This is a genomic window from Desulfatitalea alkaliphila (assembly GCF_022968795.1).
Lineage (GTDB): Bacteria > Desulfobacterota > Desulfobacteria > Desulfobacterales > Desulfosarcinaceae > Desulfatitalea > Desulfatitalea alkaliphila.
This window is the reverse complement of the sequence record NZ_JALJRB010000023.1, coordinates 36,596-62,125: the sequence shown is the minus strand read 5'-3', so window position 1 is coordinate 62,125 and position 25,530 is coordinate 36,596. Positions and strand designations below refer to the sequence as shown.

Genomic DNA, 25,530 nt, shown 5'->3' with positions numbered 1-25,530 from the left:
CCTTTCACCTGGGCGGAAGGGTACCATAAAATCGTTTGACGATCATGCAGAAATTCAGCTACCAAATCGGGATGCGGGGCTTTGTACCGCAGACCGCTTGTACCCGATCACCGATGACGATGGCGGCACACATTGCCCGGTCTGATCCCCAGGGTTCATTTTATGCAGAAAGGTGAAAACATGTCCGATCATCAACGCATTCTCATTGTCGGCGGCGTGGCCGGCGGCGCTTCTTGCGCGGCCCGTTGCCGCCGTCTGTCGGAGACCGCCGAAATCATCATGTTCGACCGCGGTCCCCATGTCTCGTTTGCCAACTGCGGATTGCCTTACTACGTAGGGGACGTCATCAAGGACGAGGAGCACCTGCTGGTGGCCACCCCCGAGATGTTCCGCCAACGCTTCAATATCGACGTGCGCCTGCGCTCGGAGGTGGTGCGCATCGACCGGGAGCGGCAGCTTGTCGAGGTCAACGATCTGGAGCAGGGCGCCATTTACACCGAACATTACGACGCCCTGGTACTATCCCCCGGCGCCCGGGCCATCCGGCCCGATATGCCGGGCATTCAACTGCCCGGCATCTTTTCGGTGCGCACCATTCCCGACAGCCGCCGAATCCGGCAGTGGATCGATCAATACGAGGCCCGCGAGGCCGTTGTCGTGGGCGGCGGCTACATCGGCATGGAGATGGTGGAAAACCTGCACAAGCGGGGGCTGGCGGTGACCGTGGTGGAGAAGCAGCCCCAGGTGATGCCCCTGCTCGATCCGGAGATGGCGGCACCGATTCACGAGAGCCTGATCGGCCAAAAGGTCGGCCTTCGTTTGAACGAAGGGGTGGAACGGTTCGATCCGGGGGAGGGCCATCGGCTGGCGTTGACCCTGGCATCGGGCGGCCGGCTGGAAACCGATCTGGTCATCATGTGCATCGGGGTGCGGCCCAACATCGATCTGGCCCGGGCGGCCGATCTGGCCATCGGGGAGAGCGGCGGCATCCAAGTGGATCCCCACATGCGCAGCAGCGACCCGTGCATCTGGGCCGTGGGGGATGCGGTGGAGGTGCGGGATGTGGTCACCGGCGCCACCGCCGTGGTACCCCTGGCCGGTCCCGCCAATCGCCAGGGGCGCATTGCCGCCGATGTGATCATGGGCCGCCAGCATGGTTTTCGCGGCGTGCAGGGCACCTCGGTAGTGGGCGTCCTGGGCCAGGTGGCCGCCTTCACCGGTGCCAGTGAAAAGACCCTCAAGCGCTTGGGCATGTGGGAGCAGATGGAGAAGATCTACCTGCACCCCGGCCATCATGCCGGATACTACCCCGGCGCCGTGCCCATCAGCCTGAAGTTGATCTTCACCAAGAAGGGCGGGCGCATCGTGGGCGCCCAGGCGGTGGGCCAGGCGGGGGTGGAAAAGCGGATCGATGTGATCGCCATGGCCATTCAGATGCACGCCACGGTGTTCGATTTGGAAGAGAGCGAACTGTGCTACGCGCCGCAGTTCGGGTCGGCCAAGGACCCGATCAACATGGCGGGCATGATCGCCGCCAACGTGTTGCGCGGGGATGCGTCCCTGGCCCACTGGGAGGATCTGGAACAGAGCGATGCCCTGATTCTGGATGTACGCGATGTGGAAGAGTACAACCAGGATCACCTGGACGATGCACTGCACGTGCCCCTGGACGAGCTGCGCGCGCGCATGGATGCCTTGCCCCGGGACCGGGAGATCCGGACCTACTGTTTCGTGGGGCAACGCTCCTATTATGCGGCCCGGGCGCTGTCCCAACACGGCTTTACGGTGAAGAACATCAGCGGCGGTTTCAAAACCTACCTGATGCACGAATCGGCCAAATATTTGTAAACCACACCAACTCCGAGGAGGCGTCATGCCCAAGGTTCTGATCCATCCCGCCACCTACGACAATGTCTTGCCGGCCGTGCGACGGGCCTTCGAACTGTTTCCCCTGGACCTCAGAGGCAAAAAGGTGTTGATCAAACCCAACGTCCTGCGGGCCTCCAAGCCCGAGGAGGGCATCGTCACCCATCCGGCGGTGCTGCAAGCGGTGGTGGCGCAGGTGGAAGCCATGGCGCCGGCCGAAATCGTGGTGGGCGACAATCCCGGCCTGATGGGTTACGGCGCCAACGAGCGCTGTTTCACCGAGACCGGGCTGATGGCGGCCGCCAAAGGCTATTACCGCAATATCGGTGACGATTCGCGCCAGGTGGACTTCAACCCGCAATACATGCCCCGGGTGAGCCTGTCGCGGGCGGTGTTGGACGCCGATGTGATCATTAGTCTGCCTAAGTTCAAGACCCACGGGCTGACCGTCCTAACCGGGGCCATCAAGAACAGCTACGGTCTGCTGCCCGGCGCCCAGAAGGCCAAGCTGCACAAGGCGGCCGGATCGCCGCGGCGTTTTCAGCAGGTGGTGGTGGAGGTGTTCAACCTGCGGGTGCCGGATCTGTTCATCATGGATGCGGTGGTGGGCATGGAGGGCAACGGCCCGGCCTCGCCCGACCTGCGCGACATCGGCCTGATTCTGGCCGCCGACAACGCGGTGGCCATGGATACGGTGGTGGCCCACATGATGGGCTGCGTGCCGGACCAGTTGCCCTTTCTGCAAAAGGCCCGGGAGATGGGGCTGGGCGACTGCGACCTGGCGGCCATCGAACTGGAGGGCGCGTTGCGCCGGGTGCTCGATTTCAAACTGCCGCCCATGGAAGGTGCCCCTCGGCCCGGCCAGGAGGTGGTGCAGCAACTGTTGCACAGCAAGACCGTTTTGCGTCCCAAGGCCGATCCCGCGCTTTGCACGGCCTGCGGCACCTGCGTGGATCAATGCCCGGTCGGTGCCCTGCGCATGGTGGACGATCTGCCGGTGGTGGATCCCGATCTGTGCATTCTCTGCTTCTGCTGCCAGGAGATCTGTCCGGAAAAGGCGATGGTGGTGGCCTGATGCACCGATGCCCATCGGGCTCTGCCTATCGGCCGCTCGCGGCGCTCATTTCTTTTCTTCTTCCTTTTCCTCCAGGCCGATGGCCAGATCCACGTAGATCTGGGCGGCTTGCAACACCTGGGGCAAATGCACCGACTCTTCGGCGGTGTGGGCCTTTTCCAGCTTGCCGGGCCCCAGCAGAATCGGCTTGATGCCCGCCGCCCAGAGGATGTTGGCGTCCGAGTGGCTGGGGAAACTGCCCGGCGCAAAGGCCAAGCGGTGTCGCTTGTAGACCCGTTTGAGCAGCTCCAGCATGGGCCCCTTGCGGGGTAGCTCGTAGCCGGCGTGAATCGTGTCGAAATGGATGGCTGAATCGCTTTCCGGATGGGCTTTGGCATAGGCGGCGTGCAGCTCCTCCAGGGCGAAGGTCAATTGGCCCATGTCCGACAGCGCCGGCAGGTGCAGATCGATCCAGGCTTCGCAGTAATCGGGAGCCGCAAAACCCGACCGTGAGCTGGTCAAATCGCGCAGATTGTAGACGGCATCGCCCAGGTGCTGGTCCAGGTATTGGATGAACTCCAGCAGCAAGTGCAGCATGGACGTGGCCGCGTTGGCGCCCTGGGCCAGGCTGGCGTGCACCCGGCGGCCCTTGGTCACCAGTTGGATCTCCAGGTAGCCGTGGTGGCTCATGCAGGGGTGCAAGTCGGTGGGTTCGCCCACGATGGCCGTGGAAAAGCCGTACTCGCGCACCAGCCGTTGGGCGCCGTCGCCGGTCTCTTCTTCGCCCACCACCAGCGCCAGGGCCACCGGCAGGTGGGCGCAGCCGTTTTCCCACAAGGTCAGGAACGCCTCCACCATGGCGGCGCAGCCGCTTTTCATGTCGGCGGTGCCCAGCCCGAACACTTCGTCTCCGTCCTGGCTGTATTCGGAAGTGTCCAGGTCGTAGGCTTCGGTGGTGTCCAGATGGCCGATGAGCAGCATGTGGGCTTCAATGTCGTCCGGTTCCACGATCAGGTTGTGCCGGCCGTCGCTGACCAGCTGGCGCACCACCGGCAGGCCGTGGCGCTTGATGTAATTGTAGACGAAGTCCACCACGTCTTCTTCCTTGCCGGTGGGGCTGTAGATGTTGACCATCTTGCGCAGCAATTGCTGCAGGCGACGGGAGTTGATGCGCGGCGTAGGGCTTGCTTTCATGGTCGCGGCTCGCCTTTCGGTGGCTTTGGGGGTTTATTGGTCGATGCTTGCTGTTCTGCCGCGTCGGGTTGCGGCGCGCTTTGTGCTGTAGCGGAATGGGCTTTATGTTTTCCGCTGAAACGGTTTTGAATGCGTTGGCGCAGGATGCGGGCCTCTTCGATGTTGAAAAGCCGCGCGGCAACGGCCATCAGCAGCAGGAACAGCACGCCCTGCACCATCAGCATCAGCAGGCTGCCGGCAAAGGCGGTTGTGTCGATCCACGGTAATAGGATGCGATGGATAGACAGCAGCAGAACCGCAACGGGAATGGTGAGCAGAATGCTTTTGCCGTAAAAGCGGTAGACCTCACGGCTGCCGCTGTTGCCGCTGCGGCGGTTCCAGAGGGTATACAGCAAAACCACTTGGATCAAGGCCGAGCAGGAGATGGCCAGCCCGACGCCCAGGACGCCCAGGGTGGTCATCCCGATCCAGTATAGGGGCAGGCCGGCGATGACCGCCGCGGAGCCGTAGACCGAGGGCAGCAGCGTGTTGCGCGTGGCGTAGAAGCCGCGATTGACAACGGTCTGGGCGGCGAAGGCGGCGGCGCCCAGCAGCATGCCGGCCAGGGCCAGGGCCGTGGCCTGGGTATCGGCGGGCAGAAAGGCGCGGCGTTCGAACAGTATCCGCACCACTTCGTGGCGCACGACCAACAGCAGGCCGGCCATTGGTATCACCAGCGCCAGGTAGCGCAGGGTGTTGTTGAGCAGGCGGTTCATTTCGGCCAATTGATTCTGGGCCGCCAGGCGGGCCATGAAGGGATAGGCGGCCACCCCCACGGCCTGGCCGAAGAAGGCCACAAGCACCAGCATGATCCGCCAGGCATAATCGATGTGGGCGATGGCCCCCGCCGGCAGATAGCTGCCGAAAAATTTGGAGAAGATTTCGGTGGAAAAGGTCATGGTCAATCCCACCATCAAGGGCAGGGTCAGGCGGATGTAGGCGGACAGATCGGGGTGCCGCCAGGCCGGCGAGAAGAAGAGCCGCAGACCGGCGCGGCGGGCGCCGATCCACTGCAGCAGGCAATTGCCGATCAGGGCGCCGGCCAAAGCGCCCCAGGCGAAGCCTTCCACCCCCATGCGGGGCGTGAGCAGCAGGCCGCCCAAAATGATGCCCAGGTTGTAGATCAGCGGCGCCAGTGCCGGCACCAGGAAGCGCTCCTTGACGAACTGCACCGCCATGAAAATACCGCCGGCGAAGAAAAACAGTTGGGCCGGCAGCAGGATGCGGGTCATGCGGATGGCCATGGCCTGGAATTGGGGGTCGTCCCGGCCGGGTACCACGATGGCGATGAGCTGGGGCGTCAGCACCATGGCCGCCAGGGTCAGCAGTGCCAGCAAACCGCCGAGCAGGGTGATAATGGTGGACGCGATGCGCCAGGCGCCGGCCGCGTCGTCTTGGGCCAGGTAGCGGGCAACGATGGGAATGAAAGTGATGGAGAGAAAGCCGCTGGCCAGCAGGTGGTTGAGGATTTCCGGCAGGATGAAGGCCGCCTTGTAGGCGTCCACGGCGACGCCGGCCCCGCCCAGGGCGGCGATGGTCGATTCGCGCAACACCCCCAGGGCGCGGCTCAGAAAGACCGAAACCGTCATGATCAGGGTCGCCAACCCCATTTTACGATAAACGCCGCCGGTCATCACACTCCTTCGGGCAATCCCTTTGGGAACGCTGCACAATCGCATCACAGCCTGAAATCGTACCTTACCCGGACCCAATTTTAAAGATCAATGTCGGGGTACGGCATGTTGCGGCAGGGGCTCACGTCATGCCGTGGCCTCAACGGTCCAATCCGTGGTTCGCACAGGGCACGGCATGCCATGCCCCTACGATGGTTGTGCCGTTCAAGCCGACGCATTCTTTGTTGCTGATTGACATCGTTGGAGTGGATGGACTATTTTATAAATATGTAGGGGTACGGCATGCCGTGCCCTGCACAAACACACCGTGACCGCCACGTTTTGTGTTCCTACTTTCGTGCTCCTGTGATGGTTGCAATCGAACAGACGGTAATTTCGGCGTTCCATCGTTGATCCAACCTTGATTCATCGCCGGCGACGTGCCGTGCGGACGCAGCGTTTATTGACGGCCTTTTATACCGGCGTGCCGTCCATAATCGGATGCTTTATCATTCACCCCAAAACGAAGGAGGCGACCATGTCGGAAAGTGTCTACAAAGTGATCGAACTGATCGGGACAAGCCCCAATTCCTGGGAGGATGCGGCGCGCAATGCTGTCGACACCGCAAGCAAGACGTTGCGGGATTTGCGTATCGCGGAAGTGAGCAAATTGGACATGAAGCTGGAGAACGGCAAGGTGACCGCCTTCCGTGCCAGGGTCCTGCTCTCTTTCAAGTACACCAACGACTAAATCAGCTTGGCGGTTGCGACAGCGGAGCGGCCCGAAGTATCCGCACCGGCAGGGACGATGGCCGCATCGTCCCTGCCCTGTCTCAGACCCTCGCATCCAACAATACGCCACAGCACCACAGCCCGCAGGGGCTGAGCCATGTGCACGCGGGTGGCACCGGCAACGGTTGCCGGTGCCACCTCTCTCTCTACACTCATCTAAACGACAGAATTCATTAACTTAAAACTTAACACTTAAAACTTAAAACTACCCCCAGGGCCGACGCCGCGGGCCAATGCACTGGCTACTGGATCAAAGTCCTTTCCACGTCCTTTCCACCTGATTTCTACACGCGATTGCCCTGGCCGTTTGGGATGCATTCTTGACACGGACCGGGCGGCCATGAAATAGTTCGGCTGTTGATCACACCCAAATAGAAAGTGCCCCAGGCGCTCACCACAACCTTATTCCGTCATCCCGGAACAAAATTCACAGGAGGATCGGCATGGAGTACAGCAACATCATTGTTACGACCCAGGATTTTGTCACCACCATCACCCTCAACCGTCCGCCCGCCAACTCCATCAATTTAGGCATCCGGGAGGAGTTGGACCACGTCGTCGGGGTGCTGGAAACCAGCCGGGAAACAAGGGCGGTCATCATCACCGGTGCCGGTGAAAAGGGCTTCTGCGCCGGCATGGATGTTTCCGACATCGCCAATATCGCCAAAGGCCCCAATGGCAACGATATTTTCAACCGCATCGAAGCCCTCAACAAGCCGGTGATCGCCGCCATCAACGGTTATGCGCTGGGCGGGGGGTGCGAGCTGGCCATGGTGTGCCATTTTCGGTTGATCGGTGACAGCGCCAGGACCATCGTCGGGTTGCCTGAAGTGAACCTGGGGATCACCCCCGGTTGGGGCGGGATTCAGCGTTTGCCAAGAATTGTAGGTAAATCAAAGGCATTGGAGATGATTCTGTTCAGCAAGCGGCTCTCACCCCAGGATGCCTTGGCCGCCGGATTGGTGGATCGCGTGGTGCCTTCGGCCGACTTGATGAAAGAGGCCATGGCCTTGGCGACCACCCTGAGCAAACGTCCTCCATTGGCCGTTCAGGCGGTTTTGGAAGGCATGCATGTGGGCATGGAAAAGGGCTTGCAGGAAGGGTTGCGCGTGGATCGTGAGTGGTCCCGCAAGCTTGGCCAAAGCAAGGATGCCGTCGAAGGCATGACCGCCTTCATGGAAAAGCGGGAACCGGTGTTCAAAGGTGAATAAGTGCCCGCCGCGAAAGGATTGGGGCTTGTATAATTGCAGCGGGCCGGGTATGTGGAGGCTCACTGCATCCATCGTGCTGCTTAACAAGGAGGAGAACAGATGAACAAAACAGAATTAGTCGCGAAAGTCGCCGCCGTTGTCGGAACTCAAAAATTGGCCAAAGAGGCCGTGGACTGCGTGCTGGACACCATCACCGAAGCGCTGGCCAAAGACGATGCGGTACAAATCGCCGGTTTCGGCAGTTTCAAGGTGAGCGAACGCCAGGCCCGCACGGGGCGCAACCCCCAGAGTGGCGCCACGATCCAGATCGCGGCCCGCAAGGTGCCCAAGTTCGTTCCGGGCAAGGCGCTCAAGGACGCCGTGCAATAAGCGCAGCGGCGCTGCACAGGCCGACCCCGCGCCGTTTTCAGCAGGCCGGGCCGTGGCGGGCCACGTCCTGCCGGGCGGCAGTGGGATCGGGCAACGGTTGCGGGGGCGGTTTCCGATGGCGCCATGGCGGCGAATCGGCAAATCGCCCCCTCGGTCGGCTCCTTGAATAACCGTTTCCCTCCGATTGTGGATCTATTGGGATGCTTGCCGGCGTCTTTCGGTGACCGTTTCCCCGCCGATCCCCCAGTTGTCCGTTGGCACCTCCTCGATGATCACCACCGTGGTTTGCGGGTTCTTTCCCAAAAGATCGGCCAAAAGATCGGTCACGCCTTTGATCAGAGCCGCCTTTTTGGCCGGGGTGGCCCCATCGGGGGTGATTTTAATGTTGACCATGGGCATGGCGCTCTCCTTCCATTGTTAGTTTTGATACCATCGGCCGCTGCGATCCTGGAGCCATTCCCCCGGGGCGGCCTTCTCCGCGATCTGCAAGGCACGCCGCTGGCCCACCACCTCAACGGTGGTGCCGGTCCTGGCGGCGATCTGCTCGTAGACCCGCTGCCGGTCCTTGTTTTCCGCCGCGACCAGATCCCGGCCTTCGGACTGCCCCGGCAGGATTTCGAGATAGCCTTGGTTGTTCTCGCCGACGATGTTGCGCGCCTTGAGGTCGGTGATGGCGGGCAACCGTTCGAGCATCCGTGTTTTAAGATCATCGGCCTGGAGCAAGCCGCTGGAAAAGATCACCAGCGCCATGGCGATGGCGGCCAGGATAAGGCTTTTATTAATGGGTTTCATAGGGATGCACTCCTTGCGACCCATCGGTCGCCGTTGCGTTCAGGGTTGCAGTTGTTCCTCGGCACTGTCCAGATCGGAGAAAAAGTCGTCCAGGGCGCGATCCACCTTGACATTGACATCGATGGTGATGTGCATGGGCGCCACTTCGACGCGATGCACCGTTTCCACCTTGTGTTGGGTCGCGCAAGCCTGGAGCCCCATTGTAAGCAGCGCCACGGCCGCCAATAGCGTCATCGCTCGTTTCATCAGTGACTCCTTGGTTGATGGATAGGACCCCTCATGCGCCGCCGGGGGTCCAAAGCGTTTTATAATCCATGATCCGGTCCAGGGGGGTCCGGAAGTTGATGTCGATGCCGATCCCCTGGAAATCGGCTTGTCCTTCACCGGCATACCTTTGAAATCCGCCGGTTTGCGGGTCGTAGGCAAAAGGCAGCAGCCGGTTGGGTTTACCGTCCAGCTGCAGACGAACCAACAACTCACCGTTGCTGCTCGCCAAATAAAGCTTGGCCCAATTGTAGCTATAGTCGCGCAGCGCTTCGGTGGCAATATCCAATTGGGTCCGCTGGGGCGCTCCCGGCGGCAAACCGTCCAGGGGCAATTCGAGGCCCCGCAATTGAATGGTGCCGCCCTGGCCGGGGGTGGAATAGAGAAAGCCGTCGTCGAAGCGCAGACGCCCCTCCTGCCAACTGACCGGGATGCTCCCGTTGACCGTGCCTTCGCCGCTGCCGTCGGCGATTCCCAACTGATTCAGGACCATGGCCAGGTCGAGGCGGTCGCCGTGTATCGTGGTTGCCAGCGTCATGCGTTGGGGGTTCAGGCGAAACGCCTGGGTTTGCATCCGCCCCCGGGCCCACTCCAACGTCAGGTTTTCAATGAACAAGGTGCCCGCCGGTTCCAGCTGGAACGCCATCCGCAGATCGTCGGCCGCCACTTGTCCCAAGCGCATCCGCGCCACTCGCAACTGCTGCGCCGGCGCCGTGCGCAAGGTCTGCAGGTCGGTGAATCCGACCTCGGTTACGATGCCGTCGAGGCGCAAACCGCTTTGCGGGTGGTGTACGCGGCCCGCTTCCACTTGAATCCGTCCGCTGGATCGCAGTGCGCCGCTTTCGAACCCCCCTTCGGCCGATGCGCTCACCCGGCCGTTAATCCGAAAACCGGCGGCTTCGGGTATCAAGCGCCCCAAATCCAGATCTTGTGCGGGGCGGTATGAAGGCACCGTCAGCGTCATTTTTAGATCCGGGCCGTTCAAGCGACTATCGATCAAGACGTTCAGCCCCGGAAAAAGTTTACTCTGGTGGGTCAGCTCCACCCAACCACCGTCCGGCAGTTGGCCCAGGCGCCCCTCCAGGTGGCCCAGCACCGCCTTGCGCCAGGAGATGGCACCGCTTTTCAGGGTGCCGGCCGAAAGGGCGGTGGTCGGTGGCCACTGAAAGGGAAGGCGGACGGACAGATCCTGCATCCCCAGTTCGTGGGCGGTCTCGTTGAGGCGCCCCTTGTCCATCCGAAGCTCCCCCTCGATCTGCCAGCGGTCTTGGGCGCCGTTGTCGCCGGCCTGTTGCAAGCGAAAGGTCGCCTGGTTGGCCGGCAGTTCGACGCCCAAGGAACCGCGTTGTACAGTCAGTCCGTCGAAAATGGCCTTGCCGTTGATCCGCGGCCCCTGACGGGTGTCCAAATCGCCCGTGATCGTCACTTCGGGACAGCGGCCCTCCATTTCCTCCCGGCGGATGCGCAGGTTGGTTAAAATCGCTGCCGCGTGGGTCGTCAAAGCGCCCGCGGCATAAAAGCCGGCAATATTGAAGCGGAGTGCCTTGGCGTTGAGGCGGGCCTCCGTCGGTCGGTCCAGTCGGAGATCGGCATAAGCCGCCGCGGCCGGGGTGGCACCGTGGACCGCGAATCGGATGCCGTCTTCGTCGGGGTGGGCCGTGGCCTCCCAGGCCAGGGAGATAGGAGCGGCCAGGTGCCCTCCCATGGGGTCGTCCAAGGTGATGGGCTGGGCGGGCAGGAGGGTGGTCCATCCTGCCGTGGCATGCCACTTCCCATTTTCGTAGGCAAGGGTCCCCGCCAGATCAACGACATCCAGGCGCATCGGACCGTCGAGCCGCAAAGGGCCGAGGCGCCATTGCCAATCGCCTTGGGCTGTGGTCGTCAGCCGGGCTTCGATGGGCAACGGGGCGCCCTCGGCGTCCCGCAGATGGCCCAAACCCAGTTCCGGCATGGCAACTCGCGTTGCTTCCAAGCGCGCCTGCAGATCGATGTGGCCCAGGGACGGCGGGTCGCTGGATCCCTGCACACGGGCGGTGAAGTCCATCCGACCCGCTGCGGTCATGGCGGGTTCAGCAGGCAAAAAGGGTGCGAGGACCGCAAGGGCCAACCCTTCGCCGGAAAGAGAGAGGACCGATTGACCGTCTGCAATGGCCAGCGCGGCGGAAAGGTGTGCCGCGGTGCCATGGCCTCCCAACCGTGCACGGCCTTCGATCAGACCCGCGGCCATTTCGCTGGCCCGCATTTCGAGATCGAAGGGCATGTCGCTGAGCTGTCCATTTCGATCAATGGCAAGGAGACCGTTCTCGACCATCAGGCGGTCGACGCTTACAGGGAGGTCGGCTTGCTGCAGCCAAGCGCTCAGTTGCCCGATGATGGCCACCGGCCGATCAGCGATGTGTTGTTCCGGGCGGGGGGCGTCGGCGGTGGTGGGCCAGCGCAGCTGGATGCGCGGTGCGCTGATCACGATGGCGGCCAATTTGCGGCGCAGCAGATCGGCGGGCGCGTAATTCAACTGCACAGCCGCCACCGTTACTTGCCATTGCGGTGCCATTGACAGGTGCAGCGGGCCCAGATCGGCGCTCCGCCAGCCGATGTGCCGGATGTCCAACCGATGGACCTGAATACCGGCCTGGGCAGCCAGGCGGGGCACCACCCGTGAGGCCAAATAGGGGGGCAAAAAGAGATGCAGCACCGTCAGCAGGAGGATCGGCACCAGCAGCAGACCGGCTGCGATCAACAGCCACGTTTTTCGGGTGGGACGATGCATGGCGATACCACCGATTTCGGGCCTTTCAGGCCACTGCCGCATAGGAAGTCGTTTTCTGCCATCGATACCGATAACCCCCGGCCAAAGTCAATTCAAAACCGCCTTGCGGACCGTCGGCGCAGGCAATGGGTTTCCAGGGCATCGTTCTGTTCGGGACTTTGTTTGATTGACTTCGATTTCGATTTCGATGTTTTGCAGGGCGGACCACCTGGTTGTTTTGCCTCGGTCCGCGTGGTATGTGCTTAGCCCATGCGGTTCGCATGGGCTAAGAGAAGGAGGGTGAAAAGATGAATTTGGCAGAGATCCGGCGACGTATCGACAAGGTTGATCGGGAATTGTTGGTCCTGTTGCAGGAACGCATGGGCTTGGCCATTCGTGCCAAGAAGTTCAAGCGCGCGGTGGTCGACACCCAACGTGAAGAGACGGTGCTGGCGCGGGCCGAAAGGATGCATCTGGACTTGGTGCAAGGCTCCTTCGCCCGGCAGGTGCTGCGGACCATCATCGAGGAGAGCCGGCGGCTGCAGCAGGAGGACCGCCCCCTGGTCGCCTTCCAGGGCGAGTCCGGGGCCTACGGCGAGGTGGCTTGCCGCCGCCTGGTGCCCGGTGGCGCTTTCATCCCCTGCATGGAGTTCGTGGACGTGTTCGAGGGGGTGCGCCAAGGCCATCTGGATCTGGGCGTGGTGCCGGTGGAAAATTCATTGGAAGGGGCCGTCACCCAGGTCAACGATCTGCTGACCACCACCGACCTGCACGTCATCGGGGAGGCGCGGGTGGCCGTCAATCATTGCCTGCTGGCCGCCGAACCGCTGGACGCAGAGGATATCCGGGTGGTCTATTCCCACCCCCAGGCGTTGGCCCAATGCCAGCGGTTTTTGTTGCAGCATCGCATGGAGGCGCGCCCCTATTACGATACGGCCGGCGCGGCCAAGATGCTGGCCCGCGAAAACCCCCGGGCCGCGGCGGCCATCGCCAGCGAACTGTGCGCCGAACTCTACGATTTGCATGTCGTGGCCCGCGGCATCGCCGACGGCGCCACCAATTCCACCCGTTTCCTGCTGCTGGACCGGGCCCCATTCCAGGGACAGGGCAATAAGACCTCCATCATCTTCGCCACCGCCCACGAAGCCGGACGGTTGTTCAACGTGTTGCGCCTGTTCGCCGAGGCGCAGATCAACCTGACCCGCATCGCCTCCATGCCGTTGCGGTCCGATCCCGGCAACTACAGCTTTTTTCTCGACTTCGAGGGCGGGATGCACGATGCCCATGTGGCCCGTGTCTTTGAGCAGTTGGCCGGGATGGGCATTGTCGTCAAGTGCCTGGGAAGTTATCCGGCCGATCCCAACGGCCAGTGACGGGAATCGCCGTCTATTGGGTTTTTACGGTACGCTATCTTGGTAAAATCATTTTTGATATGTGTTTATAGCCGGTGTTTCGGGCAAAACGCCGGTTGCCAGGTATTTGCGCTCAAATCAAATCTTGACATCGCCGCCGGCATGCATTAATGTCGGCAACCATAGAGAAAGCGCTGTGTGCTGAAGGTTTGCAGTTCGGTCGCGCAAGCCCGATTCCCTTTACAAACCAAATTTTATCTTAAGGAGGACGCTGTATGGAAGGTCGTTGCAGAATTTGTGGCACCCCGACCCGTCATGTGAAAATCTGTAATTATTGTCAGACGGTGCGCGAAGAGCGCCGTTTCATGAAAATGGTCAATCATGAAGAGTTGCGGGCCACCCGGGCCGTCGATCAGACCCACGACAAAGGCTGACCCAGCCGATGGCCGAATATCGAACAATCGTCGCGTTTCTCATTCCTTCCGTTCAGACTGCCGCCGGCCTGTATCAGCGGTGTCCGTGGTCCACTCACGCAGGGACCGCGGGCGCCATTTGCTGATCGGGGCGCCATCAACCATCCACTTCTTTTCCGAGTTCATCGAAAAATGTTTCACCGTCACTGACTTCACCCCTCTCGATCTAGTCAACGCCGATTTTGATCTCTCGACGCAGCCGTTCCAGCTTCAACGCCTGATATTCCTCAAATGATGAACAGTGGGTTCCGACTACTGTCCGACTACTGATTGATTGCTTGTCTTAGACGGCGGCCCACGGCCTCGTGGATACCGCCGTCGGATTTCTATTTTCCCTTGGCGCCGGCCTTCAAGGCCGCGTGGGCGGCCGCCAGGCGGGCGATGGGGACCCGGAACGGCGAGCACGAGACATAATCGAGCCCCAGCTCATGACATAGGGCGATGGAAGCGGGATCGCCGCCGTGTTCGCCGCAGATGCCGCACTCCAGGTCCGCGCGGGTGCGGCGCCCTTTGGCCACGGCAATGCGCATCAGTTCGCCGACGCCGTCCCGATCCAGGGTGGCGAAGGGGTTGTCCGGCAGTATGTCGTGGTTGATGTAGCCCATCAGGAAGCCGGACTCGGCGTCGTCGCGGGAGATGCCGAAGGTGGTCTGGGTCAGGTCGTTGGTGCCGAAGGAGAAGAACTGGGCATATTCGGCGATTCGGTCGGCGGTCAAGGCGGCCCGCGGCAACTCGATCATGGTGCCGAACTTGTAGTCGATGGTGATGCCCTGTTCGGCCATCACCTTCTTGGCCTCGGCCTCCAGCACGGCGCGCTGCACCTTCAATTCGTTGGCATGGCTGGTCAGGGGAATCATCACCTTGGGCAGCACCGTGATCTCTTCGCGGGTCACTTCGCAGGCCGCCTCGAAAATGGCGCGCACCTGCATGATGGTCAACTCGGGAATCTGGATGCCCAGGCGCACCCCCCGCAGGCCCAACATGGGGTTCTGTTCGCGCAGCCGTTCGGCCTGGGCGCGGATGCGCTCCTTGGTGCGGATTTGCTGCAGCAGATGGTCCACCTCCGCCAGGTTGCCGGCGTGCTGCACGCGCATTTTCAAATCGGCCAGTTCGTTGATCAATTCCACCAGATCGGGCAAGAATTCGTGTAGCGGCGGGTCGATCAGCCGGATGATCACCGGCAAGCCGTCCATCTCCCGGAAAAGACCGGCGAAGTCCTCCCTTTGAAACGGCAGCAGGGCCTTGAGCGCTTCGCGTCGCTCGATGGGCAGGGTGGCCATGATCATCTGTTGAATGAAGGGAAGCCGTTCGCTTTCGAAGAACATGTGCTCCGAGCGGCATAGCCCGATGCCCTGGGCGCCGTATTCCCGGGCGCGTTGGGCGTCGGCCGGGTAGTCGGCATTGGCCCAGACCCCCAGGGTGCGGATTTCGTCGGCCCAGCCCAGCAGTTTGATCAGCCAGGGATCCCGAATGTCGGGCACCATGGTTTTGAGCTGCCCGGTGAACACCTCGCCGGTGTTGCCGTCCAGGGAGAGCCAATCCCCTTCCAGGACAACGCGGTCCCCCACGCTCATGCGCCGTTTGTTCAAATCGATGGTCAGGGCCGAAACCCCCACCACGGCCGGTTTGCCGAATTGGCGGGCCACCAGGGCGGCATGGCTGGTGCGGCCGCCGCGGCTGGTGAGGATGCCCTTGGCCGCCAGCATGCCGTGGACATCGTCCGGCTTGGTTTCCGGCCGCACCATGATGACCGGTTTGCCTTGCTCCTTGGCCCAGCTTTCGGCCAGGTCGGCGTCGAAGGCCACCACGCCGAAGGCCGCGCCGGGGGAGACGTTCAGGCCGCGCGCCAGCAATTGACCGGCGTTATGCGCCTCCGCGATGGCCTTGGTGTCGAACTGGTGGTGCAGGAAGAAGTCGATCTGATCGGGCGCCACGCGGGCCACGGCCTCTGCCTTGGTGATCAGCCCCTCCTCCTCCATGTCCACGGCGATGCGAACGGCGGCATGGGCGGTGCGCTTGCCGTCGCGGGTTTGCAGCATCCAGAGTTTACCCTTTTCAATGGTGAACTCGATGTCCTGCATGTCGCGGTAGTGCTGCTCCAGCTTGGTGGCGATGGTTTGCAGCTCCTGATACGCCGCGGGCATGTCGGTGGCCAAGGCGTCGATGTCCTTGGTCATGCGAATGCCCGCCACCACATCCTCGCCCTGGGCGTTGATCAGGTAGTCCCCTTCGATCTTGGGTTCCCCGGTGGCCCCGTTGCGGGTCATGGCCACGCCGGTGGCGCTGTCGTCGCCCATGTTGCCGAACACCATGGTCACGATGTTCACTGCCGTGCCCAGATCGTGGGCGATGCCGGCGGCATTGCGGTAATCCACGGCCCGCTTGCCGTTCCAGCTTTTGAACACCGCCTCGGTGGCCATTTTGAGCTGCTCCACCGGATCCTGGGGAAAATCCACCTGGGTGCGGCTGCGGAAAATGGTTTTGAACTGTTGGGTGAGCGCTTCCCAGTCCTGGGCGTTCAATTCGGCATCGGTCGCCACACCGGCCTTCCGTTTGGCCTGTTCGATGGCCGTTTCGAAGGCTTCGTCGGGAATGCCCATGACCACGGCGCCGAACATCTGGATCAACCGGCGGTAGGCATCATAGACGAACCGGGGATCCTGGGTGTGGGCGATCAACCCCTTGGCCGTCTCGTCGTTGAGGCCGATGTTCAAGACGGTGTCCATCATGCCCGGCATTGAGAATTTGGCGCCCGAGCGGCAGGAGACCAGCAAGGGGTTGTCCCCGTCGCCGAAAGTTTTGCCGGTCATCTCTTCGATGGCCATCAGGGCGTGCAGCTCCTGGTCCCACATGTCGTCGGGAAACACCCCGCCGCCGGCCAGATAGGCGTTGCACGCTTCCGTGGTGACGGTGAAACCCGGGGGTACCGGCACGCCGATGCGATGCATGTCCGCCAGGTTGGCCCCCTTTCCCCCGAACAGCCCGCGCAGGGCGCTCCAATCGTCATTGACATAGGCCATGGCCTGATCCAACTCGCTGAACAGATACACCCACTTTTTGTTTTTCATTCGCATCTCCCGCAACAGAGGTTTTTTTGTTGTCAAAAAGATTGTGCATGACGACCAACGCGATCCGATGGGGATGATACGCGGAGCGGTCGGCATGTTGCCTTGGCAATGGTTGCTGATGGGTGGTACGGGTTTTCAAATGCGCGCAGGGCCGTCCGCATCGGCTGTTTTGCGCGCTGAGGAGTAGAAATATAGCCTAAGTGGATCTAAAAGGAAAGTCGCAGTGTACCGTCTCGGTCATACCCGGGCGGACTAAAAGCTCCGAAAATAAATGATCAGGGCGGACACACGGGTCCTCCCTGATCGATGCATTTATTCGATTCTCACCCGCCCCTGATGGTGCGGGGCTATCCCCCTTGTGCTGATCACTTCCGTCCGCTGCGGGAGGCTTCAGCGGGAGACCCACACCCGGGTTTGGGTCCAGTAGCCGGGCTGAACCTCCCGGTGAATCCAGTGGCCGGCCACCCATCGGCCTTTGCGATCATAGTGGCCCGGGTTCCAAACCTTTTCGACCTGCGCCGGCACCCACTCTTTGCGCACTTCCCAGTGCCCTCTGCTGCGCGGCGGCGGACCGGGCGCGTAAACGGCCGCCGGCCGGTACGGGGCGACCACCACCGGTGGCTGTTGGTGTGCCTTGAGAATCGCGCTGCCGATGATGGCGGCGCCGATGCCGATGGCCACTCCTTCCCAGCGATGGCTCTGGGGCGAACCGGCCCAACTGGTTTGGGGGGTGAACAGCAGGGTGGCGCACAAGGTTGCGAACAGGATGATTGCTATGGCTTTGGATTTCATGTTGGATCTCCTTTCTTTGCCGTTTTGGAACCCTATGACGCGCCTTCGGACCCTTTTGTTGACAAACGCCGACTGGGGGCTGCGGCGCCATCATGGATCGCCGGGTTGACGCAAGCTTATTTTGGCCCTTGCCCAAAAGGACCGCACGCCGTTATAATAATTTCACTTTATTCGATATCGCCGCCGGCGATGCAGGATGCCGCAACGGTCCCGACCGCTCTTCCCGCCCCTTCATTGTCATACGGGCATCCCGGTTGAAAAAATCCGCTCTCCCATTTTTTTACAGGAAGGACCGATGATGATGAATGCCCATTTGCCCACGGATGAAACAGGCGGCGCCCCGGAACGGGAAACCATCGCCGCGGTGCTGCCCTTTGCCGCTCGACGCAGCTATGAACCCGGCGAAACGTTGTTGGAAACCGCCGCCGCCGCGCAGTGTTTCTACTATGTGGAAACCGGCACCCTGGAGGTCTCCTACACGGCCGAGGGAACGGCCATCGTGGTGGCCCTGATCGGACCGGGGGCCTTTTGCGGCGAGATCGGGTTTTTCGATGGCCTTGCGCGTACCCGCACCATCAAGGCATTGTCCGGGGGACAGTTGCGGGTTTTCGATCGGACCATTCTGGATCGCATTACCGCCGACGATCCCGGCCTGGCGGCCCGTTTCCTGGAGACGGTGCTGCGCGCGGTGTGTCGCCGCTTCCGCCGTATTTTATCCGACCGGGGGCCCTTGACGGCCTACGCCGCCGCCCTGAGTACCGGTCGGGAGCATTTCAAGGGCATGCGCCAGTTGCCGGCGGACTTGCTGGGTTCGGCCGGCTGGCAACAGCTCAATCAGGAGCTGGAGCAGTTCAAGGCCCGCATGTTCGATGTGGCCTACCGCCTGCAGGAAGCGCAGGATACGGAGATCGCGCCCCATCAACAAGCGGAGGCAGAGGCGGTGCTGGACCGGTTTTTCGAAAAAGTGCGTCACGCGGCCGCCCTGGCCGACACCCGCGGCCATGCCGAGTTGATGTGGGGCTATATGTTCAAGGAGCTGTTTCCCTACCTGGCGCGCAGCCGCTTCTATGAACGGGCCTACTATAAGCCCAAGGGGTATGCCGGCGACTTTTTCATGATCGAACGGATCTATCGCAACCAGCCCGACGGCGACGGCAAGTTCGGGCGGCTCATCGATGGTTGGCTGCTCAAGCGGGTGCCGGCCCGGGCGGTGCGCAACCGGCGCCGGTTGTTGCACCGGATCCTCGATCGCCTTTGTCGTGAACGGCTGCATGGGCCAGGGCCGATCCGCATCATGAACCTGGCTTGTGGTCCTTGCCGGGAGCTGTTCGATCTGGTCGGCGGCGCAGATTACAGTGATCGGATCGACGCGCTGTGTGTCGATATCGACGCCGAGGCGCTGCAATTCGCCCACACGCAGGTCGATCCGCGCAATCATGGGGCCCGTGTGCGGTTCATGCACGAGAATGTGATCCGCTGGGCATTGGGACGCTCCCGCCAGCAGTTCGATGCCCAGGACCTTATCTACACCTCCGGATTGTGCGACTACCTTGACCGGCGTCTGGTCAAGGCCTTGATCGAGCAGTGCCACAGCTGTCTCAAACCGGGCGGGGTGCTGATCATCGGCAATTTTGCGCCGGCCAATCCGGATCGCGCCCTCATGGACCACCTCATGTATTGGCGTTTGATCTATCGTGATCGGGCCGAGCTGGGGCAGCTGTTCGCCGACACCCCCTTCGGCGGCCGGGTGACCATCGAGGCCGAGGAGCAGGGGGTCAATCTGTTCGCCCTGGCGCGGCGGGAGCCGCGCTGAGCACCTGGCGCACGGCCCGGGAAAGGGCGTGGATGGTGATCGGCTTGCGCAGCACGGCCCGGATGCCCAGGGCTTCGAGGCGCGCGGTGGAGACCATGTCCGTGTAGCCGGAGTAGAGGATCACGGGGGTTCCCGGCCGCAAGGCGAGGATCTGCCGGGCCAGCGCTTCGCCATCGATGCCGGGCATGATCATGTCGGTGATCACCAGATCGAAGCGGTCCGGATCCGCCTTGAAAGCGGTCAACGCCGTTTCCGGCGAGGTGAAGGCGGCGACGCGGTAACCCAAGGCGGTCAACAGTTTGGCCCCCAAAGCCGCCAGCCCCTCTTCGTCGTCCACCAGCAAAATGGTTTCGTGCCCGTGGTTCAAGGGTGCCACGGGGCCGGGGGCGCCGGCGTCAGCGCCCTCGATGCGTTGCAGGAACACGCGCACGGTGGTGCCCCGGCCTACATGGCTCTGCACATCGATGACACCGCCATGGTGTTCCACGATGCCCCGCACCACGGCCAGGCCCAAGCCGGTGCCGACCCCTTTTTCCTTGGTGGTGAAATAGGGATCGAAGATGCGTTCCATCAGGTGTTCTTCGATGCCTTGGCCGGTGTCGGTGACCTGCAGGCACACATACTTGCCGGGCGGCAGTGATGACGGCTCGGGTTTGGCGGTCAGTAGATGCGGCCCGATTTCCACATCCGACAAGGTGACTTGCAAGCGGCCACCGCCGGATGCCATCGCATGGGCCGCGTTGGTGCACAGGTTGATGACGATTTGGTGCATTTGGGTGGCATCGGCCACCACCATGCTCTCCCTGGCGGCAATGTCCTTTTCCAGGGCGATGGACGCAGGCAGGGTGGCCCGCAGCAGGCGCAGTGCCTCCTTGACCACCGGACCGATATGCAGGGGCCGGTGTTGGCCTTCGCTTTGGCGGCTGAAGGAAAGTATTTGTCCCACCAGTTCCCTGGCCCGCTCGCTGGCCTTGAGCACCTGCTCCATGCTGAAGGACACTTCGCGCGGGTTGTCCGGCGCCATCAGGGCCAACTCGGTGTGGCCCATGATGGCGGCCAGCATGTTGTTGAAATCGTGGGCGATGCCGCCGGCCAGGGTGCCGATGGCCTCCATTTTCTGGGCTTGGCGCAACTGCCCTTCCAGCACCTGCTTTTCCCAGGCGAGCCGTTGCTGTACCTGGATCTCCCGACGCAGATCCTCGTTGGCGAGGGCCAAAAGACGGGTGCGTTCCGCCACCCGCTGCTCCAATTCGGATTTGGCGGCGGTCACCTCGCGATGCTGGATGTCCAGCAGATGGCGCATGTAATAGTCCCGCCGGGTGTAGAATTCGAAAGCATAGCAGACCACCATGCCGATGAGGTTGGCGCTCGTGCAGAAAAAGAGGTTGCCGGCCAGGATGCTCGTGGGTAGTGCGTTGCTCCAGGCCGCCGCCCCGCCATAGGTGAGCAACAGCAGCCAGCCGCAGACCGTTGCCCAGATGAAGCGCGCCCAGATGAAACCGTAGGCCATCATCAGCACCAGCATCAGGCCCGCATAATAGGTGCCGGCCATCAAGCTGTTGCCCGTTGCGGTCATGTAGATGATACCGCCACCGCCCGATAGCACGCCCACCGCGAGGCCGGCCTGCATGTAGTGCAAAAAGTGCCGGGAGTAGGTGAACAGCCACACGAGCAGGAATATGGGGCAAACCACGGCGAACCTTACGAACCACAGGCGATGGGCCGCATCCGGTGCCACGATGGCGTCCAGCACGGCGAACAAGCCGTAAAACAGGGTCGCCAGAAGCGCCGCCAGGCGTACCTGGGGGCGGGCGCGACGGGCATATTCAGTGAGGAAAGGTGGTTCCAGGGAGCGTTGGTTGCCCGCAAAGCGCAGGGTGACCGGATGAAGCACCATGGCCGGGGCCGTCTTGCCGAGGGGTGCCGCTGTTGTGGAGTCCTGGCGCGTTGACATGGAAAAAGCTCCTGGGTCAATGACACCGCCGCCGTCCGCTTTTTCAACATAACACCGTTGCAGACATTCGACAAACCGCAAAGGAGGTGTTAGTGTTTTCTTACATATCCATCCGGCAACGGCGCAAGGTGGTTTGCCTCGGTTGCCGGCGGTGCGCAATCGCCGGCTTCTAATGCGAAAGGCGCGTGCCAGCGGAAGAGCCGCCGCAAACAGACCGTTTGCCGACGTGTATCTCGGATGGATGTGAACAAGGTGGTGATGCGCAGGGTTCCGTTGCCAACCCCCGCCGGGACCCGGAGCGATGTTTTCAAGATGGCCGCATGGAGGCTCCCCCGCAGCTCTCTTTGCATTCTGGCATATTGCCGCGCCGTTTTGGAGTGTCGTCAACCGCCCATCCGAATTTTTCAGGGCATTGCGCAATCCCACCCGACGGTACGGGACCGTCGTGCGTTGAACCGGCTTAAAGGAAGATCGTGTGAGACATGGGCATCCATGCGGATACGCTCCATCTGCCCGCCTTGCTTCCCGTGCGTTGGCCGATGCGGGAGCAGGACATGGGCCGGCGCCCTCGGGCACGGCAAGAAATGCCGGAACGGCCCTGGCGTCAACGGGTCTATCGGCTGCCGCCCCGCGGCCGCGGCGAGGGGTTCACCTACGGGCCGGACGCCCGAACCGCCGTGCCGACCGCCATCGGCCGCTGGATCGATCTTTACGTTTGATGCTGTCAGCTAGGAATCCTGTCGTTTCGCCTTTTCCAGCACCTCCAGCAGGTCGAACCGGCTTTGGGACCCATGGGCGGCGCCATCGCAACAGCCCTCGGTCGGCTGACCGCCGGCGGCGGGCGGCGAGGAAGACTTGCGGCAATGGCACCCGTCGTCTGTGTGCCCGCAGCCGTGCAGGCGCGGTTCCGCACCGTCTTTACGCCCCTTGAGCAAAAAGACCGCAAAACAGAAAGCGAAAACGACACACGCCACAAGCAATACCATGATGAATTCCATCGGCGACTCCTTTGAACTTTATTGAAAAACACCCCCCCCTTGGGTTATGAAAGAGCGCTTCGGGGGCGATGCCCATGAATCCCACACTAATCATTCTGACGATCCATTGCGAACCCATTGCCAAACCAGAGGGAGAAAATTGAATGTCAAACACGTACCGATTTCACTGTCCCGTTAAAGTTGTGGCCGGCGCAAAGGCCTTGGACAAGCTGGCCGGCGAATTCAAGCAACTGGGCGCCAAACGGCCCTTACTGGTGACCGATCCGGGTGTGGCCGGCGCCGGTTTGCTCGATCTGGTCAAGGCCGCCTTTGCCGATGCCGATGCGACCATCGGCGCCGTTTACGACCAGGTGCCGCCCGATTCGCCGGTGGGTACCGTGCACGAGATCGTGGCATTATACAAGCAGAACCAGTGCGATGCATTGTTGGCCGTCGGTGGCGGCTCGGCCATCGACACCGCCAAGGGCGTTAAGATCAAGCTGGCCGACGAAACCGTTGATCTGATGAATTTCAAGGCGGTGTTGCGCATGGTCAAGCCCACCTGCCCCCTCATCGTGGTGCCCACCACCGCGGGGACCGGTTCCGAAGTGACCTCGGCGGCCGTGATCGCCGATCCCGACAAGGGCATCAAACTCTCATTGATTTCGCCCGCCATGCCGCCCAGCACGGCGGTGATCGATCCGCGCATGACCGCCACCCTGCCGCCGCGATTGACCGCCTCCACCGGTCTGGATGCGTTGACCCACGCCATCGAGTCCTGCATCGGCATTCAGAAAAATCCCGTCAGCGATGCCATGGCCACGGCGGCCATCGGTCTGATTGCCGGCAATCTGGTGGAAGCCGTGCAAAACGGGCACAACCTCGAGGCCCGCATGGCCATGGCCAACGCCGCCACCATGGCCGGCATCGCTTTTTCCAACTCCATGGTGACCATGGTGCATGCCCTGGGCCATTCCGTGGGGGCGGTCAGCCATGTACCCCACGGTGATGCCATGGCCATCTGCTTGCCCGGCGCCCTGGAATTCAACCTGGACACCGTGGGAACGGAGATCGGCGAGCTGCTGCTGCCCATGGCGGGCGCGGCGGTTTACGCCCGGACGCCGCCGGAGCAGCGCGGGCAACGGTTCGTCGGCATGGTGCGGGATTTGCTCCAAGCTTTGAACCGTCTCTGTGGGCTGCCCATCACCCTGTCGGCGGCCGGTGTCCAGGCGGATCAGCTGCCGGCCATCGCCGCGCTTGCTGTCAAGGACGGCACGGCCTACTACAACCGCAAGAAGTTCACCGCCGAAGAGGCCCTCGGGGTGTTGGAGCAGATGATGTGAGTTGTTCGAAATCGTCGGGGCCCCAGCGCGCCGGATGGCCTGTGTCTGCAAGTTGATTTTATAGTTTTAAGTTTTAAGTGTTAAGTTTTAAGTTAATGAATTCTATTGATTTTATGGTCTTGAGGGTGGTCGGGCTGATGGGGCCTTCCACTCATCGTAGGGGCACGGCACGCCGTGCCCGGGCATGCCCCACCCACCCGTACGGGTCCATCCACCCGTAGGGGTACGGCATGCCGTGCCCGGGGAGCCCCACCCACCCGTACGGTTCCTCCCACCCCGTAGGGGCACGGCATGCCGTGCCTCACAGGAAGTACGTTGTTTGCCATCGGATCCGTGCATTTCGATTGGATAGGGTTGGGGGTATAGGTTGGGTGGTGGCGGTCTGTGCAACCCCGACTCCGATCACGATCCCGATTTCGAATGAGCAGAATTCCCACCCGCCGGCGGTCGCTCAAATCGCCAGAACAACATCCGCATCATCGAACCTGTCGGACCATTCGCGTCTTCCCACCATTCGAACCTTGTCAGAGCCGTTGAAATCATACTCCTGCGACAATCCATCCCTCTGGTAATCAAAGATTGCAGTTTCTGCGGTGCACTGCCTCCCGGATGGATTTGACCGAAATTTCAAGGCCATGAATGAAACCCGGTTTCGATCGGTTTTCCGCATTGACATGCCATGAGAGGCGCAGTAAGGTTATTACAGGCACGAATTCTATAAACAACGTGATACCGTCATTCGTCGCAAAGGGGGTCCACCATGTATTTTCCCGCCGCCGGTATCGAAGTCGCTGTCTGGGTGCCTCCCCTGGTGGCATTCGGCATCTCCTTTTTCACCTCCATGGCCGGTGTGTCGGGCGCCTTTTTACTGCTGCCGTTTCAGGTTTCCATTTTGGGCTACACACACCCTTCCGTCAGCGCCACCAATCAGCTTTTCAATATTGTCGCCATTCCCAGCGGTGTCTATCGCTACTACAAGGAGGGGCGCATGGTTTGGCCCCTGGCCTGGGTCGTGGTGGCCGGCACCCTGCCGGGCGTTTTCATCGGCGCCTTCGTGCGGGTGGCCTATCTGCCCGATCCGCGCCATTTCAAAATCTTCGCCGCCTTCGTACTGCTCTACATCGGGGTCCGAATGGTGCGGGATCTGGTGGGTAAAAATAGCGGCGGAGGTGATAAGGCGGGCTGCGAGCGGCGTTTTCAGGAACTGGTGCGCACGCATCGGGCCGATCCGCGCAGCCGCTGCGGCGCCAACCACGCGGTTCTACCGGGTGTGCAGGTGACCCACTTCAATTTGCGCCGGTTGGGGTACACCTTCTATGGCGAGTCCTTCGATGTTTCCTTTTGGGGCATCTTTACCCTCAGTTGGATTGTGGGTATAGTAGGTGGTATATACGGCATCGGCGGCGGGGCGATCATCGCGCCCTTCTTCGTCACCTTCTTCGGCCTGCCGGTTTACACCGTGGCCGGAGCGGCCCTGATGGGCACTTTCGTCACCTCGGTGGCCGGCGTGCTCTTCTACCAGTTTCTGGCGCCCTTCTATCCGGAGATGTCCGTGGCGCCGGACTGGCTGCTGGGCGTGCTGTTCGGCCTGGGCGGCATGGCCGGAATGTACCTGGGTGCCCGGTGCCAGAAATTCATACCCGCCGCGGCGATCAAATGGATGCTGGCCGCCGTCATCATCGCCACCGCATTGAAATATGGGGCGGCATTTCTCGGCTGGTGAACCGGTCTTTCCATGGGCGTTGCCGCGCAATGACAACCGTCGGGCGCCGGTCGACCCAGTGGGTTTGATCCTGCATGGTCGGCCGACCGTCTTGC

Annotated in this window: 22 protein-coding genes; 11 read left to right on the top strand and 11 right to left on the bottom strand. The window is 61.8% G+C overall.

Annotated features, from left to right (window positions below; all coding sequences use genetic code 11):
- Positions 1 to 180 precede the first annotated feature (180 nt).
- Together MRX98_RS17055 and MRX98_RS17050 are read left to right on the top strand one after the other, a co-directional pair.
- Positions 181 to 1,848: an FAD-dependent oxidoreductase gene (locus MRX98_RS17055; protein ID WP_246912834.1), complete on the top strand. Its 1,668-nt coding sequence runs from the start codon at positions 181 to 183 to the stop codon at positions 1,846 to 1,848.
- A 25-nt stretch (positions 1,849 to 1,873) separates the two neighbouring features.
- On the top strand, positions 1,874 to 2,941 hold the full coding sequence (locus MRX98_RS17050; protein WP_246912832.1) for a DUF362 domain-containing protein: 1,068 nt from the start codon (positions 1,874 to 1,876) through the stop codon (positions 2,939 to 2,941).
- 45 nt (positions 2,942 to 2,986) lie between these two features.
- Here MRX98_RS17050 and MRX98_RS17045 read toward each other — a convergent pair whose 3' ends face one another.
- Positions 2,987 to 4,114, bottom strand: a complete 1,128-nt coding sequence (locus tag MRX98_RS17045) for a M20 family metallopeptidase (RefSeq protein WP_246912827.1) — start codon at positions 4,112 to 4,114, stop codon at positions 2,987 to 2,989.
- Entirely contained in the window at positions 4,111 to 5,787 is a 1,677-nt protein-coding gene (murJ, locus tag MRX98_RS17040) for a murein biosynthesis integral membrane protein MurJ (protein ID WP_246912826.1), read from the bottom strand. Before murJ ends, MRX98_RS17045 begins: the two co-directional genes overlap by 4 nt.
- Positions 5,788 to 6,304: 517 nt before the next feature.
- Here murJ and MRX98_RS17035 point away from each other — a divergent pair.
- A complete protein-coding gene (locus MRX98_RS17035) occupies positions 6,305 to 6,517 on the top strand; it encodes a dodecin family protein (protein ID WP_246912825.1) in 213 nt (70 codons plus the stop codon).
- Here MRX98_RS17035 and MRX98_RS17030 read toward each other — a convergent pair.
- Entirely contained in the window at positions 6,514 to 6,714 is a 201-nt protein-coding gene (locus tag MRX98_RS17030) for a hypothetical protein (protein ID WP_246912824.1), read from the bottom strand. The genes MRX98_RS17035 and MRX98_RS17030 overlap by 4 nt on opposite strands.
- A gap of 287 nt (positions 6,715 to 7,001) precedes the next feature.
- Here MRX98_RS17030 and MRX98_RS17025 point away from each other — a divergent pair, with 287 nt between their 5' ends.
- Positions 7,002 to 7,769: an enoyl-CoA hydratase/isomerase family protein gene (locus MRX98_RS17025; protein WP_246912823.1), complete on the top strand. Its 768-nt coding sequence runs from the start codon at positions 7,002 to 7,004 to the stop codon at positions 7,767 to 7,769.
- A gap of 99 nt (positions 7,770 to 7,868) precedes the next feature.
- On the top strand, positions 7,869 to 8,138 hold the full coding sequence (locus tag MRX98_RS17020; RefSeq protein ID WP_246912822.1) for an HU family DNA-binding protein: 270 nt from the start codon (positions 7,869 to 7,871) through the stop codon (positions 8,136 to 8,138).
- Between the two features lie 192 nt (positions 8,139 to 8,330).
- Here the strand turns inward: MRX98_RS17020 and MRX98_RS17015 are convergent, their stop codons facing one another.
- The 4 genes from MRX98_RS17015 to MRX98_RS17000 are packed head-to-tail and all read right to left on the bottom strand — an operon-like array spanning position 8,331 to position 11,961.
- Positions 8,331 to 8,537, bottom strand: a complete 207-nt coding sequence (locus MRX98_RS17015) for a tautomerase family protein (RefSeq protein ID WP_246912821.1) — start codon at positions 8,535 to 8,537, stop codon at positions 8,331 to 8,333.
- Between the two features lie 18 nt (positions 8,538 to 8,555).
- Complete coding sequence (locus tag MRX98_RS17010; protein WP_246912820.1) at positions 8,556 to 8,930, bottom strand: YdbL family probable chaperone protein; 375 nt, start codon at positions 8,928 to 8,930, stop codon at positions 8,556 to 8,558.
- Positions 8,931 to 8,969: 39 nt separating this feature from the next.
- A complete protein-coding gene (locus MRX98_RS17005; RefSeq protein ID WP_246912819.1) occupies positions 8,970 to 9,176 on the bottom strand; it encodes a hypothetical protein in 207 nt (68 codons plus the stop codon).
- Positions 9,177 to 9,207: 31 nt separating this feature from the next.
- On the bottom strand, positions 9,208 to 11,961 hold the full coding sequence (locus MRX98_RS17000; protein WP_246912818.1) for an intermembrane phospholipid transport protein YdbH family protein: 2,754 nt from the start codon (positions 11,959 to 11,961) through the stop codon (positions 9,208 to 9,210).
- A 287-nt stretch (positions 11,962 to 12,248) separates the two neighbouring features.
- Between MRX98_RS17000 and pheA the strand changes: the two genes are divergently transcribed.
- Both pheA and MRX98_RS16990 read left to right on the top strand, forming a co-directional pair.
- The gene (gene pheA / locus MRX98_RS16995) at positions 12,249 to 13,313 is read left to right on the top strand and encodes a prephenate dehydratase (protein WP_246912817.1); all 1,065 of its coding nucleotides are present in this window, start codon (positions 12,249 to 12,251) and stop codon (positions 13,311 to 13,313) included.
- Between the two features lie 254 nt (positions 13,314 to 13,567).
- Complete coding sequence (locus MRX98_RS16990) at positions 13,568 to 13,726, top strand: hypothetical protein (RefSeq protein WP_246912816.1); 159 nt, start codon at positions 13,568 to 13,570, stop codon at positions 13,724 to 13,726.
- Positions 13,727 to 14,091: 365 nt separating this feature from the next.
- Here MRX98_RS16990 and ppdK read toward each other — a convergent pair whose 3' ends face one another.
- A complete protein-coding gene (ppdK, locus tag MRX98_RS16985) occupies positions 14,092 to 16,833 on the bottom strand; it encodes a pyruvate, phosphate dikinase (protein WP_246912815.1) in 2,742 nt (913 codons plus the stop codon).
- A gap of 390 nt (positions 16,834 to 17,223) precedes the next feature.
- Positions 17,224 to 17,625 carry a hypothetical protein gene (locus MRX98_RS16980; protein ID WP_246912814.1) on the bottom strand — a complete coding sequence of 134 codons (402 nt, stop codon included), beginning with the start codon at positions 17,623 to 17,625 and terminating at the stop codon, positions 17,224 to 17,226.
- 295 nt (positions 17,626 to 17,920) lie between these two features.
- Between MRX98_RS16980 and MRX98_RS16975 the strand changes: the two genes are divergently transcribed.
- Entirely contained in the window at positions 17,921 to 19,438 is a 1,518-nt protein-coding gene (locus MRX98_RS16975) for a cyclic nucleotide-binding domain-containing protein (RefSeq protein WP_246912812.1), read from the top strand.
- Here the strand turns inward: MRX98_RS16975 and MRX98_RS16970 are convergent.
- The gene (locus MRX98_RS16970) at positions 19,401 to 21,392 is read right to left on the bottom strand and encodes an ATP-binding protein (protein ID WP_246912810.1); all 1,992 of its coding nucleotides are present in this window, start codon (positions 21,390 to 21,392) and stop codon (positions 19,401 to 19,403) included. The genes MRX98_RS16975 and MRX98_RS16970 overlap by 38 nt on opposite strands.
- A gap of 482 nt (positions 21,393 to 21,874) precedes the next feature.
- Here MRX98_RS16970 and MRX98_RS16965 point away from each other — a divergent pair, with 482 nt between their 5' ends.
- Positions 21,875 to 22,111: a hypothetical protein gene (locus tag MRX98_RS16965; RefSeq protein ID WP_246912809.1), complete on the top strand. Its 237-nt coding sequence runs from the start codon at positions 21,875 to 21,877 to the stop codon at positions 22,109 to 22,111.
- 9 nt (positions 22,112 to 22,120) lie between these two features.
- Here MRX98_RS16965 and MRX98_RS16960 read toward each other — a convergent pair whose 3' ends face one another.
- Positions 22,121 to 22,390 (bottom strand): hypothetical protein, encoded by a 270-nt coding sequence (locus MRX98_RS16960; protein WP_246912807.1) that lies wholly within the window; start codon positions 22,388 to 22,390, stop codon positions 22,121 to 22,123.
- A 143-nt stretch (positions 22,391 to 22,533) separates the two neighbouring features.
- On the opposite strand from MRX98_RS16960, the gene MRX98_RS16955 reads away from it, so the two are divergent.
- Positions 22,534 to 23,712, top strand: a complete 1,179-nt coding sequence (locus tag MRX98_RS16955) for an iron-containing alcohol dehydrogenase (RefSeq protein ID WP_246912805.1) — start codon at positions 22,534 to 22,536, stop codon at positions 23,710 to 23,712.
- A gap of 760 nt (positions 23,713 to 24,472) precedes the next feature.
- Positions 24,473 to 25,435, top strand: a complete 963-nt coding sequence (locus MRX98_RS16950) for a sulfite exporter TauE/SafE family protein (RefSeq protein ID WP_246912804.1) — start codon at positions 24,473 to 24,475, stop codon at positions 25,433 to 25,435.
- The last annotated feature ends 95 nt before the right edge of the window (positions 25,436 to 25,530 follow it).

Coding starts and splice junctions, on each gene's coding strand:
- MRX98_RS17030 (WP_246912824.1), bottom strand. CDS start 6,714: ATGAGTGTAGAGAGAGAGGTGGCACCGGCAACCGTTGCCGGTGCCACC.
- MRX98_RS17020 (WP_246912822.1), top strand. CDS start 7,869: ATGAACAAAACAGAATTAGTCGCGAAAGTCGCCGCCGTTGTCGGAACT.
- MRX98_RS17000 (WP_246912818.1), bottom strand. CDS start 11,961: ATGCATCGTCCCACCCGAAAAACGTGGCTGTTGATCGCAGCCGGTCTG.
- MRX98_RS16950 (WP_246912804.1), top strand. CDS start 24,473: ATGTATTTTCCCGCCGCCGGTATCGAAGTCGCTGTCTGGGTGCCTCCC.
- murJ (WP_246912826.1), bottom strand. CDS start 5,787: ATGACCGGCGGCGTTTATCGTAAAATGGGGTTGGCGACCCTGATCATG.
- MRX98_RS17050 (WP_246912832.1), top strand. CDS start 1,874: ATGCCCAAGGTTCTGATCCATCCCGCCACCTACGACAATGTCTTGCCG.
- MRX98_RS16955 (WP_246912805.1), top strand. CDS start 22,534: ATGTCAAACACGTACCGATTTCACTGTCCCGTTAAAGTTGTGGCCGGC.
- pheA (WP_246912817.1), top strand. CDS start 12,249: ATGAATTTGGCAGAGATCCGGCGACGTATCGACAAGGTTGATCGGGAA.
- MRX98_RS16970 (WP_246912810.1), bottom strand. CDS start 21,392: ATGTCAACGCGCCAGGACTCCACAACAGCGGCACCCCTCGGCAAGACG.
- MRX98_RS17010 (WP_246912820.1), bottom strand. CDS start 8,930: ATGAAACCCATTAATAAAAGCCTTATCCTGGCCGCCATCGCCATGGCG.
- MRX98_RS17045 (WP_246912827.1), bottom strand. CDS start 4,114: ATGAAAGCAAGCCCTACGCCGCGCATCAACTCCCGTCGCCTGCAGCAA.
- MRX98_RS17025 (WP_246912823.1), top strand. CDS start 7,002: ATGGAGTACAGCAACATCATTGTTACGACCCAGGATTTTGTCACCACC.
- MRX98_RS16975 (WP_246912812.1), top strand. CDS start 17,921: ATGATGATGAATGCCCATTTGCCCACGGATGAAACAGGCGGCGCCCCG.
- MRX98_RS17055 (WP_246912834.1), top strand. CDS start 181: ATGTCCGATCATCAACGCATTCTCATTGTCGGCGGCGTGGCCGGCGGC.
- MRX98_RS17015 (WP_246912821.1), bottom strand. CDS start 8,537: ATGCCCATGGTCAACATTAAAATCACCCCCGATGGGGCCACCCCGGCC.
- MRX98_RS17035 (WP_246912825.1), top strand. CDS start 6,305: ATGTCGGAAAGTGTCTACAAAGTGATCGAACTGATCGGGACAAGCCCC.
- MRX98_RS16980 (WP_246912814.1), bottom strand. CDS start 17,625: ATGAAATCCAAAGCCATAGCAATCATCCTGTTCGCAACCTTGTGCGCC.
- MRX98_RS17005 (WP_246912819.1), bottom strand. CDS start 9,176: ATGAAACGAGCGATGACGCTATTGGCGGCCGTGGCGCTGCTTACAATG.
- MRX98_RS16965 (WP_246912809.1), top strand. CDS start 21,875: ATGGGCATCCATGCGGATACGCTCCATCTGCCCGCCTTGCTTCCCGTG.
- ppdK (WP_246912815.1), bottom strand. CDS start 16,833: ATGAAAAACAAAAAGTGGGTGTATCTGTTCAGCGAGTTGGATCAGGCC.
- MRX98_RS16960 (WP_246912807.1), bottom strand. CDS start 22,390: ATGGAATTCATCATGGTATTGCTTGTGGCGTGTGTCGTTTTCGCTTTC.
- MRX98_RS16990 (WP_246912816.1), top strand. CDS start 13,568: ATGGAAGGTCGTTGCAGAATTTGTGGCACCCCGACCCGTCATGTGAAA.